This is a genomic window from Bradyrhizobium sp. USDA 4472, from assembly GCF_054058595.1.
Genome location: NZ_JBSSAM010000001.1, coordinates 288,657 through 305,597, shown reverse-complemented (window position 1 = coordinate 305,597; position 16,941 = coordinate 288,657). Strand labels below are relative to the sequence as shown.

The window sequence follows — 16,941 nt, the reverse complement described above, 5'->3', positions numbered from 1 at the left end:
CATCGGAATCAGCAGCCTCCTAGAACTGATACCGTCTCAACCCGCCATCCACCGGGATCACCGTTCCCGTGATGTAGCGCGCCACCGGTGACGCCAGAAACACGGCGAGCGCGGCGAGGTCTTCCGGCTCGCCCCAGTAGCCGACCGGAATCTCTTCCTCGGCAAAACGCTCGCGATAATCAGGCGCGTAGTTGCGGCGGATCTGCTCGCTCATGATTCGGCCGGGCGGGATGCAGTTGATGGTGATGCCGTGCTCGCCGATCTCGCGCGACAGGCCCTTGGCCCAGGCGTGCACCGCGGCCTTCGCGGCGAACGCGGCGTTGAGGCCTTCCGGCTCGGACTTGCCGGTGATGTTGACGATGCGGCCCCATTTGCGTTCGATCATCTGCGGCAGCAGCGCATGCGCGATGCGGCGGTAGCTGGTGAAATTCAGCGCGATGGCCTCGTCCCATTTGCTGTCGGGCGCATCGATGGGGAGGGGACGGCTGCCGCCGGCATTGTTGATGAGGATGTCGACATGGCCGAGCTCCCTCAGCGCGAAAGCGGAAATCTTCTCCGCCGCGTCTGTCGCCATCACATCCTGCTCGAACGGCGTGATCAGCCCACCGCCGACCTCCTTCACCAGCTCGGCGAGCAGGTCGGTGCGGCGCGCCACGCCCACCACGCGGACGCCTTCGGCAGCGAGGCCCTTGGCGATGGCGCGGCCGATGCCGATGCTGGCGCCGGTGACAACAGCGGTTTTCGATTTCAGCCCGAGATCCATGGTGACACGCTCTCTTGATCGGTTCTTGCTTCTTGCTTTCGCTTCCCGCCCGTCCTGCAGCTCTAGCGAATTGCCTGAGCGGGACGAGCAGTGGTAACCAAGTCGCCTCGCGAAGGAAACACCAAAAAGAAAAGGCTCGACCAATGGTCTGGGATCCGCAGCAATATCTGAAATTCTCCGGTCACCGGCTCCGGCCCGCGGTCGACCTGCTGATGCGCATTCCCGACATCGGCCCGCGCACGGTCGCCGATCTCGGCGCCGGCGCCGGCAACGTCACAAAACTGATCAAGGAGCGCTGGCCGTCCGCTGCGGTCACGGCTGTCGAGGGCTCGGCCGAGATGGTCGCTGCCGGGCGCAAAGCCGCGCCTGATGTGGAATGGTCACATGAAGACCTCGGCCATTGGCATCCCGCGAAGCGATATGACGTCGTCTATTCCAATGCCGCACTGCACTGGCTGCCCCATCACGCGGCGCTCTTCCCTTCGGTGATGGAGAAGGTCGCGCCCGGCGGCATGCTGGCAGTGCAGATGCCACGCAACTTCCTGGCGCCATCGCACGTGCTGATCGGCGAGACGGCCCTGAACGGGCCATGGCGGTCCAAGGTCGAGCACCTCGTCACGCCGCCGCCGGTGGAGGGGCCCGCCTTCTATCACGATGTACTCGCACCGCTGTCTGCGAATATCGACATCTGGGAGACCGAATATCTCCAGGTGCTCGAAGGCGACAATCCCGTGAAGGAATGGACCAAGGGCACCTGGCTGACGCGTTATCTCGACGTGCTCGAGGGCGCCGAGAAGATCGAGTTTGAAGCGGCCTACGGGATGCGGGTCGCGAAGGCCTATCCGAAGAACGAGGCGGGGCAGACGCTATTTCCGTTCCGGCGCCTGTTCATGGTCGCCCAGCGCAAGGGTTAACGCGCTTCGGCGATGCGACATAAGCGCTCGCTTCACCAACCGGAAGCCGGCCCCGGGTTGCGCATGCGATTGCCGCCGAGATAGCCTCGGTGCGGCATGGCACCGCCGCGGCAAATTGGGCTTAGGTCTAGTTGTTCGGGGTGCCGATTGCTGCCACTACTGACCTGCAAAACAAAAAAAGAACCTGGTTTCCAGGGTTGTTGGGGAGGTCCTTCATGCGCAAATTGCTCTTTGCGGTCGCTGCGGCCGCGTTCGCTTTGGCTCCGGCTGTTGCCCAGGCCCAGAGCCCGATCATCATCAAGTTCAGCCACGTCGTCGCCAATGATACGCCGAAAGGCAAGGGCGCACTGAAGTTCAAGGAGCTCGCCGAGAAGTATACGGACGGCAAGGTCAAGGTCGAAGTTTATCCGAACTCCTCGCTCTACAAGGACAAGGAGGAGATCGAGGCGCTCCAGCTCGGCTCGGTGCAGATGCTCGCGCCTTCGACTGCGAAATTCGCCCCGCTCGGTATCAAGGAGTTCGAGGCACTCGACCTGCCCTGGCTGTTCAAGGACGAAGCGACCTACTCCGCCGCGATGAAGGGCACGGTCGGCAAGTGGTTGTTCCAGAAGCTGGAGACCAAGGGCATCACCGGGCTCGCCTATTGGGACAATGGCTTCCACATGGTGTCGTCGAACCGACCGCTGATCAAGCCGGAGGATTTCAAGGGCCTGAAATTCCGGATATCCGGGTCCAAGATCGCGGACCAGTATTTCCGCATCCTCGGCGCGATCCCGCAGATCATGGCATTCTCCGAAGTCTACCAGGCGCTGCAGACCGGCGTGGTCGACGGCTGCGAGAACACCGCGTCGAACTATCTGACGCAGAAATTCTACGAGGTGCAGAAGGACATCACCGTGTCCTATCACGCGCATCTGCAATACGCTGTCATCGTCAATTCGAAATTCTGGTCCGGATTGCCGCCTGATATCCGCACCCAGCTCGAGAAGGCCATGGCGGACGCCACCGACTACACCAACCAGATCGCGCACCAGGAGAACGATGATGCGCTGGCCGAGATCAAGAAAACCGGCAAGACGCAGCTGCATTATCTGAGCGACGCGGACCGCAAGGCATGGCAGGAAGCGATGCAGCCGACTTATAAATGGGCAAAAGGCCGCGTCGGGCAGGAAGTGCTCGATGTCATTGCCAAGGAACTCGACGTCAAGATGAACTGACGCGCCTTCGTGGAGAACAGTACCAACGGTCGGGAGTGAAGGCTCCCGACCGTTTCGTATCGATAGGGGGATTCTGATTTGCTGCGCGTGCTCAACCAGCTGCTCAACCATCTCGAAGAATGGTTGATCGCGACGCTCATTGCGGCTGCAACCGGACTGATCTTCATTGCGGTCGTGCACCGTTACGGTGCGGGCGAATCGATCAATCTGTCGCGATGGGCCGCCGCTCACGGGCTGACCTGGCTGGCATCGGCGTCGATGGCCGTGTTCACCTTCATGTCCGAGCTGGATCTGTCCTGGGCGCAGGAACTCTGCATCTACATGTTCATCTGGATGGCGAAGTTCGGCGCGGCCTATGGCGTGCGAACCGGCATCCACGTCGGCGTCGATCTGCTCGTCAACCGATTGCCCGAACATTCGCGCAAGCATGTCATCCTGTTCTCGCTGCTGTGCGGCGCGCTCTTCACCGGCATGATCGCCGCCTTCGGCGCCTCCTTCGTGCGAGAGATGTTCCATACCGGGCAGCAGTCCAACGATCTGGAAGCACCGATGTGGTTCGTCTATCTGGCGATCCCGCTCGGCTCCGGATTGATGTGCTTCCGTTTCCTCCAGGTCTCATGGTCCTACTTCCGGACCGGCGAGCTGCCGCATCACGACGAGACCCACGTCGAGGGCGTGGAGGCCGATGTCTCTCCGGCGCTGCATCCGCAGCCCGCCGGCGCCGCAACCAGAGCGGCTTCGCGAAAAGTCTCGCCGCTCGGCGTGATCCTGATCCTGGCGCCGGTCCTGATTTTCGCGATGTGCCTGGCCGAGAAGTTCGGCGTGTTCGCACTGCCGCAATGGATGCGCGCTGCAACGGTGTTCGGGCTCCTGATCTCGCTGATGCTGACCGGCATCCCGGTCTCGATCGCGCTCGGTCTCACCGTCATGACGTTCCTGTTCACGCTGACCGCGGTTCCGATCGAAGCCGTCTCGATGAAGCTGTTCACGGGCATCGAAGGCTTCGAGATCATGGCCATCCCGTTCTTCATCCTCGCCGGCAACTTCCTCACCCATGGCGGCGTGGCCCGGCGCATGATCAATTTCGCGACCTCGCTGATCGGTCATTGGCACGGCGGCCTTGGGCTCGCCGGCATCGTCGCCTGCGCGATGTTCGCCCTGGTCTGCGGCTCGAGCGTGGCCACCGTCGCTGCGATCGGCGCCATCGTGCTGCCCGAGATGGTCCGCCACGGCTATCCCATGCGCTTCGGCGCCGGCATCATCACCGTCGCCGGCTCGCTCGGCATCCTGATGCTGCCGTCGATCCCGAAGATCGTCTACGCGGTGTCCACCAACACCTCGATCGGCGCGCTGTTCGTCGCAGGCCTGTTGCCCGGCATCCTGCTGACGGCGATGCTGTGCATCGTCACCTGGTGGCTCGCGCGAACGCGCGACTATCCGCGATTGAAGAAGGCGACCTGGGGCGAGACCATCCGTGCCTTCCGCGAGAGCGTCTGGGGATTGATGCTGGTCGTCATCATCATCGGCGGCATCTACAGCGGCCTGTTCACCGCAACCGAGGCCGCCGCGATGGCCGCGGTCTATTCCTTCATCATCGCGGTGTTCGTCTACAAGGCGATCGGCATGAAGGACGTGCCGCGGGTGCTGCTGCGCGCCGCCAACACCAGCGCGATGCTGCTCTACATCGTCACCAACGCGGTGCTGTTCTCCTTCGTGCTCGCCAACGAGAACCTCCCGACGATCCTTGCGGACTGGATCGCGGCGCAAAATCTCGGCTGGGTCGGCTTCCTGCTGGTCGTCAACGTGCTGCTGCTGCTCGCCGGCAACTTCATGGAGCCGAACTCGATCATCCTGATCATGGCGCCGATCCTGGCGCCGGCGGCCAAGAAGCTCGGCATCGACCTCGTCCATTTCGGCATCGTCATGGACGTCAACATGGAGGTCGGCCTCTGCCATCCGCCTGTCGGCCTGAACCTCTACGTCGCCTCGATGATCGCACGCATGCGCATCACGGATCTCGCAGGCGCGGTGATGCCGTGGCTGCTCACCATGCTCGGCTTCCTCGTCATCGTGACCTACTGGCCCGATCTGACGCTGTGGCTGCCGCGGGTGCTGGGGATGCATTGAGGCTTCAAGCGACCGGCGGAGCCGGCCGTTGGCTGTTGGAACCGATGCACGAATGGGTTTAGATGGCTGCAACCTGAGCAGGGGAGGAGCCAGCCGATGACCGAGATCTCCAGCAGCGAGCCGAAGGGCGCAACGCCGTCCGTCATTGCGCAGCATCAGGCGGTGCTGAATGCGCTGCCGTTTTCCGATACGCGGGATTTCGACGACGCTGCGCGCGGCTTTCTCGGCACGATCGAGCATGCGAAGATCGTGAACAGGCAGGGACGGACGGTCTGGAGCCTCGAGCCTTATGGCTTTTTGTCTACGGATCAGGCGCCGCCGACCGTCAATCCCAGCCTGTGGCGGCAGTCACGGCTCAACATGCAGCACGGGTTGTTCGAGGTGGTACCGGGCGTCTACCAGGTGCGCGGGCTCGACATTGCCAACATGACGCTGATCGAGGGCGACAGCGGCGTCATCGTCGTGGACACCCTGACCTCGATCGAAGGCGCGCGCGCCGCGCTCGATCTCTATTACAAGCACCGCGGCATGAGGCCGGTCGCAGCCGTGATCTTCACCCACACCCACACCGATCACTGGGGCGGCGCGCGCGGCGTGCTGGAAGCGGATGCGCTCGCCAGTGCCAGCGTGCCCATCATCGCCCCTGATCTGTTCATGGAGCACGCCGTCTCCGAGAACATCATCGCGGGTCCCGCGATGCTGCGCCGGGCGCAATACCAGTTCGGACCGTTCCTCGCCAAAGGCGTGCGCGGCCATGTCGATTGCGGCCTCGGCAAGACCATGGCCGCGGGCACGGTCGCGCTGCTGCGCCCGACCGATCTGATCATGGCGACCGGCGACAAGCGCGTGATCGACGGTGTCGCGTTCGAATTCCAGATGGCGCCCAACAGCGAAGCGCCTGCGGAGATGCACTTCTTCCTGCCGCGATACAAGCTGTTGAACCTCGCCGAGAACTGCACGCATAATTTCCACAATCTGCTGCCGTTCCGCGGCGCCGATGTGCGCGATGCGCTGGCGTGGTCGAAGTACCTCAACGAAGCCCTGCATCTCTGGGGCGGCAAGGCCGAGGCGATGTGCGGCCAGCATCACTGGCCGGTGTGGGGGCGCGAGCGCATCGACACCATGATCCGCGAGCAGCGCGACCTCTACAAATTCACGCATGACCAGACCATTCGCCTGATGAATCACGGCCTGAATGCCGCCGAGATCGCCGAGGCGATCCGGTTGCCTGGCAGCCTCGACGGTGCCTGGCACGGCCGCGGCTATTACGGTCACGTCAGGCACAATGTGAAAGCGATCTACCAGAAATATCTCGGCTGGTACGACGCCAATCCGGTCAACCTCGATCCGCTGCCGCCGGTCGAGTCCGGCAAGAAATATGTCGAGTATATGGGCGGCGCGGATGCGATCCTCTCGCGTGCGCGCGCGGATTTCGACAAGGGCGAATTCCGCTTCGTGGCGCAGGCGCTCGGCCATCTCGTCTTCGCTGAGCCGGACAATGCGGCGGCGCGCGCACTGCTCGCCGACACGCTGGAGCAGCTCGGCTATGCCGCCGAGAGCTCGACCTGGCGCAACGCCTATCTGTTCGGCGCCCAGGAGCTCCGCCAAGGCATGCCCCGGACGCCGCCCCGCGCACCGATGCCGCGGGAGACGCTGGCCGCTCTTCGCACCTCACAGCTCTGGGACGTGCTCGGCATCCGCCTCAACGGACCGAAGGCGGAAGGCAAGCACATCGTGCTGAACTGGCGCTTTTCGGATACCGGCGAGACGTTCGTGCTCAACCTCGAAAACAGCGCGCTGACTTACACCGAAGGTGTGCAGGCCGGAAACGCCGATGCCAGCTTCACGCTCGCGCGGGCGACGCTGGACGAGGTGATCGCAAAGCTGACGAGCTTTCCGGAAGCGGTCGCCGACGGCAAGGTCAAGCTGTCGGGCAATCCGATGAAGCTCGCCGAGCTCATGGGACTGATGGACGAATTTCCGCGGATGTTCGAGATCGTGGAGCCGAAGCGGTCGGTGGTGGTGTAGGTCGACGCGACGCGCCGCATCCTCCGTCGTTGCGAGGATCCCGCGACAAAATTGCGGAGCAATTTGCGCCGGTGCGATGAAGCCGGTCGCTGGAGCAGGCCCAAAATGTCGATGACCGGGACGAGCCCGGCCACGACGCAAATCGCCTTCGAAAGGCCTGCTACTCCGCGCTGCTCACCAGCTTGATCCGCGGCGCCTGGGCCTCGGTCAGGCTACGATAGGCCGCGAGATAGTCCAGCGCCATGCGCCGCGCCGTGAAGCGCCGCTCGAACTGCTTGCGGATGGCAGAGCGGTCCAATTGCGCGAGACGGCCGACGACGCCGGCGGCGCTGAGGATGTCCTCGACGACGAAACCGGTGAGGCCTTCGTCGATGATCTCGGGCACCGAACCGCGGTTGAAGGCGACCACCGGCGTGCCGCAGGCCATGGCTTCGATCATCACGAGACCAAACGGCTCCGGCCAGTCGATCGGCAGCAGCAGGCCGAGCGCACCGCTCAAGAAGTCCGACTTCTCATGGTCGCCGATCTCGCCGATGAAATCCACCAGCGGATTGCCTGCGATCATCGGCTTGATCAGCTCGTCATAATAGTCCTGGTCGGCGCGGTCGACCTTGGCCGCGATCTTGAGCGGAATGCCGCAATGCATCGCGATCTTGATGGCGCGGTCGACGCCCTTCTCCGGCGCGATGCGGCCGAGCACGGCGAGATATTCCTGTTTCGCCGGCTTCGGCGTCAGCAAACGCTCCGGCAGCCCATGATGAATCGTCGACACCCAATTGGCCTGTGGCACCGGCCGCCGCTGTGCGTTCGAGATCGAGATCACCGGCATCTTGGAGAAGGTGTTGAAAACAGGCTGATGCTCCGGCAGGTCGAGCCGTCCGTGCAGCGTGGTCAGGAACGGCGTCGGCTGCCGGTAGAACAGCGACCACGGATAATAGTCGAGATGGAAATGGACGAAGTCGAACTCCTCGTCGTCACATTTCTGCCGCACGTGCTCCAGCAGCACCATGTGGAGCGCATTGGGATCGCGCACGGAACCGTCGAGGCGTAACGCCCGCGGCCATAATGCATCGAGTTTTGCCGAGGTCTGCGAGTCGCCGCTGGCGAACAGGGTGACGTCGTGTCCGAGGGCAACCAACTCTTCCGTCAACCAATGCACCACCCGCTCGGTGCCGCCATACAGCTTGGGTGGAACAGCCTCCGTCAACGGAGCTACCTGCGCGATGCGCATCTCACCATCTCCTCTGCGATCATGAACGTTGAAACCCCCGCCGTGTCTCGGCACCGGCATGCCGACAAGGGAACGTTCCCGCAGTTGCGAAGTTCCTTTTCTCAAACGTTACTTATTCGATCGCGCGTGTCTCGATGCTGCCATCTGATCTTCTCAGATCGTCCGCATCCGCATGTCGTGATGAGCTTGCCCGGGAACCGAGGCGAACTGGTCGATGTTTCAGTCGATCAGCAGAACAGTTGAATCATCACGACGGGGTCGGTGTCACATGGATCATCTTTCTGGATATGCGCGCAGGCCATTTGCCTTTGTGTTGCGCTACCTGCGACGTCGATGGGCGTCGCATCTGGTGATCCTCGGCGCCGTCGCCGCGGCCGTTGCCTGTTCCGTGGGCACGCAGTACGGCGTCAAATCTCTCGTCGACAGCTTGTCTGCGGGCACTTCGCATGGCGGCAGCGTATGGCTGGCATTCATTTTGCTCATGTCGCTGATCGCCGCCGACAATTTTCTGTGGCGGATCGCGAGCTGGACCGCGAGCTTCACGTTCGTCCGGGTCACGGGCGATTTACGCCGTGACATATTCCGTCATCTGACCGGTCACGCACCGAGTTATTTCTCTGACCGCATGCCGGGGATGCTGACGAGCCGCATTACGGCCACTTCCAACGCCGTGTTCACCGTCGAGAACATGTTCGTCTGGAATGTGTTGCCGCCTTGCATCGCAACGGTGGCGGCCATTGCGCTGATTGGAACCGTGAGTCCCTATATGGCGCTCGGCCTGATCGTGATCGCCGGTGGCATGGTATTCGCGATGTTCCGTCTGGCCGCAGCCGGCAAACCGCTCCATGACGATTTCGCCGACAAGGCCGCCGTCGTCGACGGCGAGATGATCGACGTCATCAGCAACATGCCCCTGGTCCGCGCATTCTGCGGCATCGGCCACGAGCATGAGCGGTTCGACGCTACCGTCAACCGGGAACTCACCGCACGCAGCCGCAGTCTGCGCTATCTCGAGAAGCTGCGATTGACGCATGCAGCCATCACGGTCGTGCTGACGGTGGCGCTGATGGCCTGGGCCATCGTGCTCTGGCAGGACGGCGAGGCGACGACCGGCGACGTCGTGCTGGTCTGCACGCTCGGCCTCTCGATTCTGAATGCCACGCGCGACCTCGCCGTGGCGCTGGTCGACGTGACCCAGCATGTCGCCCGACTGACCGAGGCGATCGCGACGTTGCTCGTTCCGCACGAGTTGCGCGATCATCCCGCGGCCGGGCCCCTGGTCAAGACCGGCGCGGCGATCGCGTTCAACAATGTCACGTTCGGTTACCCCGGGGCGGAGAAGATCTTCGAGCGGTTCAGCCTGCGGCTGCAGCCTGGCCAGCGCGTCGGACTGGTCGGCCAGTCCGGCGGCGGCAAGTCGACCCTGTTCACGCTGCTGCAGCGGTTCTACGACGTGGACGAGGGCAGCGTGACGATCGACGGCCAGGACATCTCCATGGTGACGCAGCAGAGCCTGCGCGAAGCGATCTCCGTGGTGCCGCAGGATATTTCCCTGTTCCATCGCTCCATCAGAGAGAACATCCGCTACGGCCGGCCCAATGCGACCGACGACGAGGTGCTGCGGGCGGCAATTGCAGCGCGCTGCGATTTCATCGACAGCCTGCCGGAAGGTCTCGACACCATGGTCGGCGACCGCGGTGTCAAGATGTCCGGCGGCCAGCGCCAGCGCATCGCGATCGCGCGCGCCTTCGTGAAGGACGCCCCGATCCTGCTGCTTGACGAGGCGACGGCTGCGCTCGACAGTGAGTCCGAGGAAGCCATCCGCGAGGCGCTGACGCGGCTGATGCGGGGGCGCACCGTGATCGCGATTGCGCACCGCCTGGCGACCTTGCGCAATTTCGACCGGGTGATCGTGCTCAAGCACGGCAAGATCATCGAGGACGGCGCGCCTGACCGTCTGATGCAGGCTCATGGTCCGTACCGTGAACTGGTGACGCAGGAAATGAGCCGGCTCGCGAAGTTCGCCGCGTAAACCCAACAGTCGCGTTTGCGTTGGTCGCGTTCGAAAAACAAGCCGCAGGGGAGCAGCTCATGGCAGCCGAAGCCGCAACCAAGATCAAATCCGTGCCGCAGGCGATGGAGCCCGTCGCGGAACAGCCGTTCTACATTCCGATGACCGGTCCCGCCGCGCGACCGCGGCGGTCGCTCAAGCACGACGACACCTTCATCGTGCTGGACAGCCACGGAGACATCGGCGCTTCCGCCGGCGGCCCGGATGGCCTGTTCAACCACGACACGCGCTATCTGGCGCGGCTGGAGCTCGTGCTCGACGATCTCCAGCCGTTGCTGCTCGGGTCGAACCTGCGCGACGACAATTCGGGATTGACCGTCGATCTCACCAACCCCGATATCTATCGCGAGGGCCGGATCGTCCTGCAAAAAGATCTGCTGCACATCGTGCGCACGATCTTTCTGTGGCGCGGCACGGCCTATCAACGCATCGGGCTGCAGAACCACGGCGAGCAGGCGGCAGCCTTCGAGCTCACGCTGCTGTTCGACAACGACTTTGCCGATCTGTTCGAAGTGCGCGGCGAGCGGCGGGCGCGGCGCGGCACCGGCACCAGCAAGCTGCTCGGGCCGACCGACGTGCTGTTCGAGTATCGTGGTCTCGACGATGCCGAGCGCACCACCGGCTTGCATTTCGATCCGCGTCCGACGCGGCTTTCGGTCAATGCCGCGACCTGGCAGCTCGAGCTGGAGCCGCATGAGTCGAAATCGCTGTTCGTGGCGGCGTCCTGCAACCGTCCCGTCGGGGAGAAGCCGGCGCGCTTCTTCAGGGGACTGCTGGCGCATCGCCGCGAGATGCGGCAGTCCACGATCGGCACGGCCAGCATCGAGACCTCCAACAACATCTTCAACGAGGTGCTGTGCCAGGCCATGGCCGACCTCAACATGCTGATGACCGCGACGCCGCAGGGGCGTTATCCCTATGCCGGCATTCCCTGGTACTCGACGACCTTCGGCCGCGATGGCCTGATCACCGCGCTGCAGATGCTGTGGGTCGATCCCCGCGTCGCCAAGGGTGTGCTGCGGCGGCTCGCGCATTTCCAGGCCAAGGCCGCCGATCCGTCAGCGGATGCTGCACCAGGAAAGATCCTGCACGAGATGCGCGGCGGCGAAATGGCCGCGCTGGGCGAAGTGCCGTTCTCGCAATATTACGGCAGCGTCGATTCGACGGCCTTGTTCGTCATGCTTGCCGGACGTTACTTCGAGCGCACCGGCGACGAGAAGACATTGGTCGAGCTATGGCCCGCGATCGAGGCGGGGCTCGCCTGGATCGATGGACCAGGCGACCCCGATCATGACGGCTTCGTCGAATACCAGCGCGCCACCGAAAAGGGCCTCGCCAACCAGGGCTGGAAGGATTCCTACGACGCGATCTTCCATGCCGACGGCAAGCTGGCCGAAGGCAATATCGCGCTCGCCGAAGTCCAGGGCTACGTTTACGCGGCCAAGCAACTCGCCGCGCGATGCGCACTGCGGCTCGGCAAGCCTGACGTCGCCAGGAAGCTCGAGACGGAGGCCAAGGCGCTGGCAGAGCGGTTCGAGAAGGCGTTCTGGTGCGAGGAACTCGGCACCTATGCGCTCGCGCTCGACGGCCAGAAGCAGCGGTGCGAGGTCCGGACCTCGAATGCCGGTCAGGTGCTGTTCAGCGGGATGATCCGCGAGGACCGCGCCCGTCGCGTTGCCGCCGATCTGATGCAGCCGCACTTCTTCTCGGGCTGGGGCATTCGCACGGTCGCGCGCGGCGAGGTGCGCTACAACCCGATGTCGTACCATGACGGATCGGTCTGGCCGCACGACAACGCGCTGATCGCGCTCGGGCTTGCCCATTACGGTCTCAAGCACTCGGTCGCGCATGTCTTCAAGGGCCTGTTCGACGCCGCGACCTACATGGATCTGCGCCGCCTGCCCGAATTGTTCTGCGGCTTCCGCCGCGAGAAACGGCGCGGGCCGACACTCTACCCGGTGGCCTGCGCGCCGCAGGCCTGGGCCAGTGCGACGCCGTTCACGCTTCTGGAGGCCGCGCTCGGCATCGAGTTCGACGTCGCACGCTGCGAGATACGCCTCCGCAATCCGCATCTGCCGGCATTCTTGAACGAGGTCATCTTGCGCGATCTGCGGCTGGGCGAGTCCAGCGTCGATTTGCGCGTCAGCCGCCATGGCCATGACGTGGCGCTGGAGGTGCTGCGTACGCGCGGCCAGATCCAGGTGTCGATCGTGCTGGCGCGCTAGCGGCGCGTCGCAAGGAGGAGTTCATGCGCACCGCCGGGTGGTTGGCTTTGAGCGCGGCGCTGGTCGCGGGAATGACGGTTACGGTATCGCGGGCCGCCGAGGAGCCGCCTGCGGCCACAAGCGAGGCGAAGGCGCCGACGCCGGTGCAGCCGCCGGCCTCGGTCGTGCCGGTGACGCCGAAGGATGCCGCGCCGCCGCCGTCTGTGACCATTATTGGCGCCAGCGATGCCCACGGCGTGCTTGGCCGCGACGTGCGCAGCGCCGCGGACGAGGATATGGGACGCATCGTCGACGTCATCGTCGATCGCGAGGGTCATGTCCGTGCCGCCGTGATCGATTTCGGCGGCTTCCTCGGCGTCGGAAGTCGCAAGATCGTGGTCGACTGGAATGCGCTTCGTTTCGGCAAGATAGCCAACAAGAAGGACAGCATCACGCTGGAATTGACCAAGGCCCAGGTCGCGGCCGCGCCGGAGTACAAGGAAGACACGCCGATGGTCGTGCTGGGAGCGTCCGGCAGTCTTCAACCGCTGCAAGCCATCCAGTGAGGAGGGGGGAGGGCTGACCGCCTGTGCTCGTGTCGAGAAAGCCTGATCATGAAAAGCACCGGGGACGCGTTGAACAGGACAACGTCGCCGCGGCCGTGCTTGCGGGCATTCCGGCGCCGTCCCGCCGGAGTCTCCGGGGCCTTGACTGGTTCATCTTCTTTCTCGCCGATGTGCAGACCGGCTTCGGCCCCTTCATCGCAGTCTATCTGACCACGCAGAAATGGACCCAGGTCGAGATCGGACTCGTGCTCTCGATCGGCGGCATCGTCGGGCTGATCGGGCAGATGCCAGGCGGGGCCATCATCGATGCTGCGAAATCCGAGCGGCTGGTCGCAGGCCTTGCGATCGCGACCATCGGCTGCTGCGCGCTCGCTTATGCGGCGATGCCGATCTTCCCCGTCGTGGTGACCGCAGCCGCGCTGCATGCGGCGGCGAGTTGCGTGCTGGGGCCGGCGATTGCGGCCATCAGCCTGGGCCTGGTCGGCCCGCTCGCGATCGGTGAGCGGCTCGGCCGCAATGCGCGCTTCGCCTCGCTCGGAAACGGCGTCGCGGCCGCGGTCATGGGCACCGCCGGCTATCTGCTCTCGAGCCGTTCGGTGTTCCTGGTCACCTTCGTGCTCGCGATTCCGACCTTGATCGCGCTGTCGCGCATCCGCGAGGAGGAGGTCGACATCGCCCGGTGTCACGGCGAGATGCCGCGCGAGGCGCCTGTTCCCGGCGACACCAATGTCTGGCATCTGGTCAGACAGCGGCCGCTCATCGTCTTTGCGCTCAGCGTCCTGCTGCTGCAGCTTGCCAACGCCTCGATGATGCCACTGATGGCAAGCGCGGTGACGGCGCGTTCGAGCCAGTGGGCGACGGTGCTGGTTGCTTTCTGCATCGTCGTGCCCCAGGCGATCGTGGCGCTGCTGTCACCTTCGGTCGGGCGCAAGGCGCAGCTCTGGGGTCGGCGGCCGCTGCTGTTGATCGGGCTCGGCGCGCTGACGATTCGCGGCCTGCTGTTCGCGACGGTGCGCGATCCGTATCTGCTGGTGCTGGTGCAGGTGTTCGACGGGTTCACGGCCGCGGTGTTCGCGGTGATGATACCGCTTGTTGTGGCTGATATCGCCTTTGGCAGCGGGCACTTCAATCTGGCGCAGGGCATCGTGGGCACGGCGACCGGCATCGGTGCGTCATTGAGCACCGCGCTCGGCGGCTATGTCAGCGACAAGTTCGGCAATGCCACCGCCTTCTTGGGGCTCGCGGGCATCGCGGCGGCCGGGCTTTTGCTGATCCTTTTCGTCATGCCGGAGACGCGGCGCATGGGGATCGCGACAAAAGAAATGGCCGGCTGAGCCAGGTCAGCCGGCGCTGGTCTCGCGGGTTCGGTGAAATATCAGGTCTCCAAGACCGGTCACGTCGGAAGCGCTCACATTTCCGCACCCCCTCCCGGACCATGTTTGCTGGACGGCCGATGGTCCTCGGGCGTAACAATGCCTGAGGATATTGCGTAAGGCTCTCAGGAGCGGGAGTGCGACAGGCATGCAGGCAAATGCCGGGGTGTGCAGGCCCAACAACCTGCCGGGCCAGATCGTCCTGGTGCTGCAAGGGGGCGGCGCACTCGGCGCCTATCAGGCGGGCGTCTACCAGGCCCTCTCGAGGCGGGGATCGAGCCCGACTGGGTGATCGGCACCTCGATCGGCGCCATCAATGCGAGCCTGATCGCAGGCAATACGCCTGGAAATCGGCTCGCGCGCCTGAGGGAATTCTGGAAACGGATGGAGCAGAGGCCGGCCTGGCCTCTACCGACGGGCATTCCCGGCCTCGACGACATGCTTGCATGTTGGTCGACCATCGCCCGCGGCATTGCCGGCTTCTTCCAGCCCAATCCGCTGGCGCATGCCGGCTGGTCCTTCCCGCTCGGGGCCGATCGCGCAGGCTATTATTCGACGGCGCCGCTGGAGAGCACGCTGCGCGAACTCGTCGATTTCGGCCTCGCCAATCGCGGCGCGCCGCGCCTGACGGTTGGTGCTGCGCATGTCGGCTCCAGCCGGATGCGTTATTTCGACAGCCGAGATGACGAGCTGACGGTGAAGCACGTGATGGCCTCGGGCGCGCTGCCGCCGGCGTTTCCGGCGGTGCGTATCGATGGCGAGCTCTATTGGGATGGTGGCATCCTGTCGAACTCACCGACGGAAGCCGTGTTCGACGACAATCCGCGCAGGGATTCGCTGATCTTCTCGGTGCATTTGTGGAATCCCGCCGGCGCCGAGCCGACCACGATGGGAGAGGTGCTGACCCGCCACAAGGACGTGCAATATTCCAGCCGGATTGCGAGCCAGATCGAGCGCCAGCAGCAGGCTCATCGGCTGCGCCACGTCATCAACCAGCTTGCGGCGCGATTGCCCGAGGGCGAGCGCAATGATCCCGCGGTGAGGGAGTTGATCGGCTATGGCTGTTCGACGCGCATGCATGTGGTCCGAATGCTGGCCCCGCAGCTCGACCGCGAGACCCACACCAAGGACATCGACTTCAGCCCGTCCGGCATCATGCAGCGCTGGGACGCCGGCTATGCGCATACGAGGTCGGTGCTGGCGCGCGCGCCGTGGATCGGCGAATTCGATCCGCTGTCGGGCGTGGTGCTGCACGAGTACATCGACGAGATGAAGCTGGCCGCGGAATAGCGTCCGCTTCATCGAATTGCCACAGGCCGTGCGGATTGTCGTGGCCGATCCGCCGTCGCGAGGCTCTGCAAGTGGTATCCGCGAACGATCTGGAAGCGGCTCTCGATCGGGTCTGCGCTCACGCGGCAGGGCCGGTGCCGGGCGTGTTCGGTCCTGACACGATGACCTGGCGGATCGATCGGGAGGCCGTGATCTTCCTCGGCGCCGGTCGTGCGCTGCTGCTGCAACTCTCGCATCCCTGGGTCGCCGCTGCCATCGCCGAGCATTCCAACACCTTTGCCGATCCGATCGGCCGCTTCCATCGCACCTTCGACATCGTCTTCGCCATGGTGTTCGGGTCGCTCGATCGGGCCATGCTGTCGTCGCGGCAGTTGCACCGGCGCCACGCCATGATAGTCGGCGAGATTCCGGAGACCGTTGGCCCATTCGCGGCCGGCTCGCGTTACTGCGCCAACGACATCCCGTCGCTGCGCTGGGTTCACGCGACGCTGGTCGAGACCGCGCTGATGGCGCACGATCTGGTCCTGCCGCCGTTCTCGGCCGAGGAGCGCGAGCGCTATTGGGTCGAGAGCCGGACGTTTGGCGCCTTGTTCGGATTGACGCCGAATGATCTACCCGCCGACTGGTCCGGCTTCGCAGCGTACACCGCAGCGATGACGCGGTCGGACACGCTGACCGTCAGCCCGGCCGCGCGGGAGATCGCCGCGCAGATTTTTGGCGGCGCGCGACCGTGGTTGCGGCCGCCGCGATGGTACGGCGCGCTGACGGCAAGCCTCTTGCCGGAACGCCTGCGAGCAGGTTTTGGATTTGAGCTCGACCCGCGCGACAAGAGGGCAGCCGACAACGCGCTGCGGTGGATCAAGCGTGTCTATCCGAAATTGCCGGATCGGCTGCGTTACGTCGGCCCGTATCAGGAAGCGCAGGCGCGCCTGCGAGGCGAGGCTCAGCCCGACTGGATGACACGTTGCCTGAACCGCGCCTGGATCGGCCGGCCGCAAATGGATGTGCGCGGGAAGGAGTGAGGGTTTTCGCGCTCAGCTCCGTCGTCCTGAGGTGCGAGTGGCGCGATGCAAAGCATCGCGCCGGGAGCCTCGAAGGATGTACGGCGCCGCTGTTGTAACCGGGCCGTCGCCCTTCGAGGGTTGCCGAAGAGGCGA

General features: G+C 64.3%; 11 protein-coding genes and 2 pseudogenes. 11 read left to right on the top strand and 2 right to left on the bottom strand.

All coding sequences use genetic code 11. The features are described 5' to 3' along the window. Nucleotides 1–19: 19 nt before the first annotated feature. Nucleotides 20–763 carry an SDR family NAD(P)-dependent oxidoreductase gene (locus ACVWZ4_RS01370; protein WP_456738017.1) on the bottom strand — a complete coding sequence of 248 codons (744 nt, stop codon included), beginning with the start codon at nt 761–763 and terminating at the stop codon, nt 20–22. A 143-nt stretch (nt 764–906) separates the two neighbouring features. Between ACVWZ4_RS01370 and ACVWZ4_RS01365 the strand changes: the two genes are divergently transcribed. The 5 genes and pseudogenes from ACVWZ4_RS01365 (at nt 907) to ACVWZ4_RS01345 (ending at nt 7,049) form a co-directional block, all read left to right on the top strand. Beyond that, complete coding sequence (locus ACVWZ4_RS01365) at nt 907–1,677, top strand: methyltransferase domain-containing protein (protein ID WP_456739694.1); 771 nt, start codon at nt 907–909, stop codon at nt 1,675–1,677. A 215-nt stretch (nt 1,678–1,892) separates the two neighbouring features. Next, nucleotides 1,893–2,894 (top strand): DctP family TRAP transporter solute-binding subunit, encoded by a 1,002-nt coding sequence (locus ACVWZ4_RS01360; RefSeq protein ID WP_456702371.1) that lies wholly within the window; start codon nt 1,893–1,895, stop codon nt 2,892–2,894. A 258-nt stretch (nt 2,895–3,152) separates the two neighbouring features. Further along, nucleotides 3,153–3,512: pseudogene (locus tag ACVWZ4_RS01355) on the top strand (TRAP transporter small permease); the annotation flags it as partial. Nucleotides 3,513–3,737: 225 nt separating this feature from the next. Then, nucleotides 3,738–5,021: a TRAP transporter large permease gene (locus ACVWZ4_RS01350; protein ID WP_456705211.1), complete on the top strand. Its 1,284-nt coding sequence runs from the start codon at nt 3,738–3,740 to the stop codon at nt 5,019–5,021. Nucleotides 5,022–5,117: 96 nt separating this feature from the next. Then, entirely contained in the window at nt 5,118–7,049 is a 1,932-nt protein-coding gene (locus ACVWZ4_RS01345) for an alkyl/aryl-sulfatase (RefSeq protein ID WP_456702372.1), read from the top strand. A 160-nt stretch (nt 7,050–7,209) separates the two neighbouring features. On the opposite strand, the gene ACVWZ4_RS01340 is transcribed toward ACVWZ4_RS01345, so the two are convergent. Further along, the gene (locus ACVWZ4_RS01340; protein ID WP_456702373.1) at nt 7,210–8,280 is read right to left on the bottom strand and encodes a glycosyltransferase family 4 protein; all 1,071 of its coding nucleotides are present in this window, start codon (nt 8,278–8,280) and stop codon (nt 7,210–7,212) included. A 268-nt stretch (nt 8,281–8,548) separates the two neighbouring features. Between ACVWZ4_RS01340 and ACVWZ4_RS01335 the strand changes: the two genes are divergently transcribed. The 6 genes and pseudogenes from ACVWZ4_RS01335 (at nt 8,549) to ACVWZ4_RS01310 (ending at nt 16,806) form a co-directional block, all read left to right on the top strand. Continuing rightward, nucleotides 8,549–10,312, top strand: a complete 1,764-nt coding sequence (locus ACVWZ4_RS01335) for an ABC transporter ATP-binding protein (RefSeq protein WP_456738020.1) — start codon at nt 8,549–8,551, stop codon at nt 10,310–10,312. A gap of 59 nt (nt 10,313–10,371) precedes the next feature. Beyond that, the gene (locus tag ACVWZ4_RS01330; RefSeq protein ID WP_456739693.1) at nt 10,372–12,576 is read left to right on the top strand and encodes an amylo-alpha-1,6-glucosidase; all 2,205 of its coding nucleotides are present in this window, start codon (nt 10,372–10,374) and stop codon (nt 12,574–12,576) included. Nucleotides 12,577–12,599: 23 nt separating this feature from the next. Next, nucleotides 12,600–13,121, top strand: coding sequence for a PRC-barrel domain-containing protein (locus tag ACVWZ4_RS01325; protein WP_456739692.1), 522 nt, complete (start codon nt 12,600–12,602; stop codon nt 13,119–13,121). Between the two features lie 23 nt (nt 13,122–13,144). Beyond that, complete coding sequence (locus ACVWZ4_RS01320; protein ID WP_456702377.1) at nt 13,145–14,455, top strand: MFS transporter; 1,311 nt, start codon at nt 13,145–13,147, stop codon at nt 14,453–14,455. 187 nt (nt 14,456–14,642) lie between these two features. Continuing rightward, nucleotides 14,643–15,784, top strand: a pseudogene (locus ACVWZ4_RS01315) (patatin-like phospholipase family protein). Between the two features lie 71 nt (nt 15,785–15,855). Beyond that, nucleotides 15,856–16,806: an oxygenase MpaB family protein gene (locus ACVWZ4_RS01310; protein ID WP_456738023.1), complete on the top strand. Its 951-nt coding sequence runs from the start codon at nt 15,856–15,858 to the stop codon at nt 16,804–16,806. The last annotated feature ends 135 nt before the right edge of the window (nt 16,807–16,941 follow it).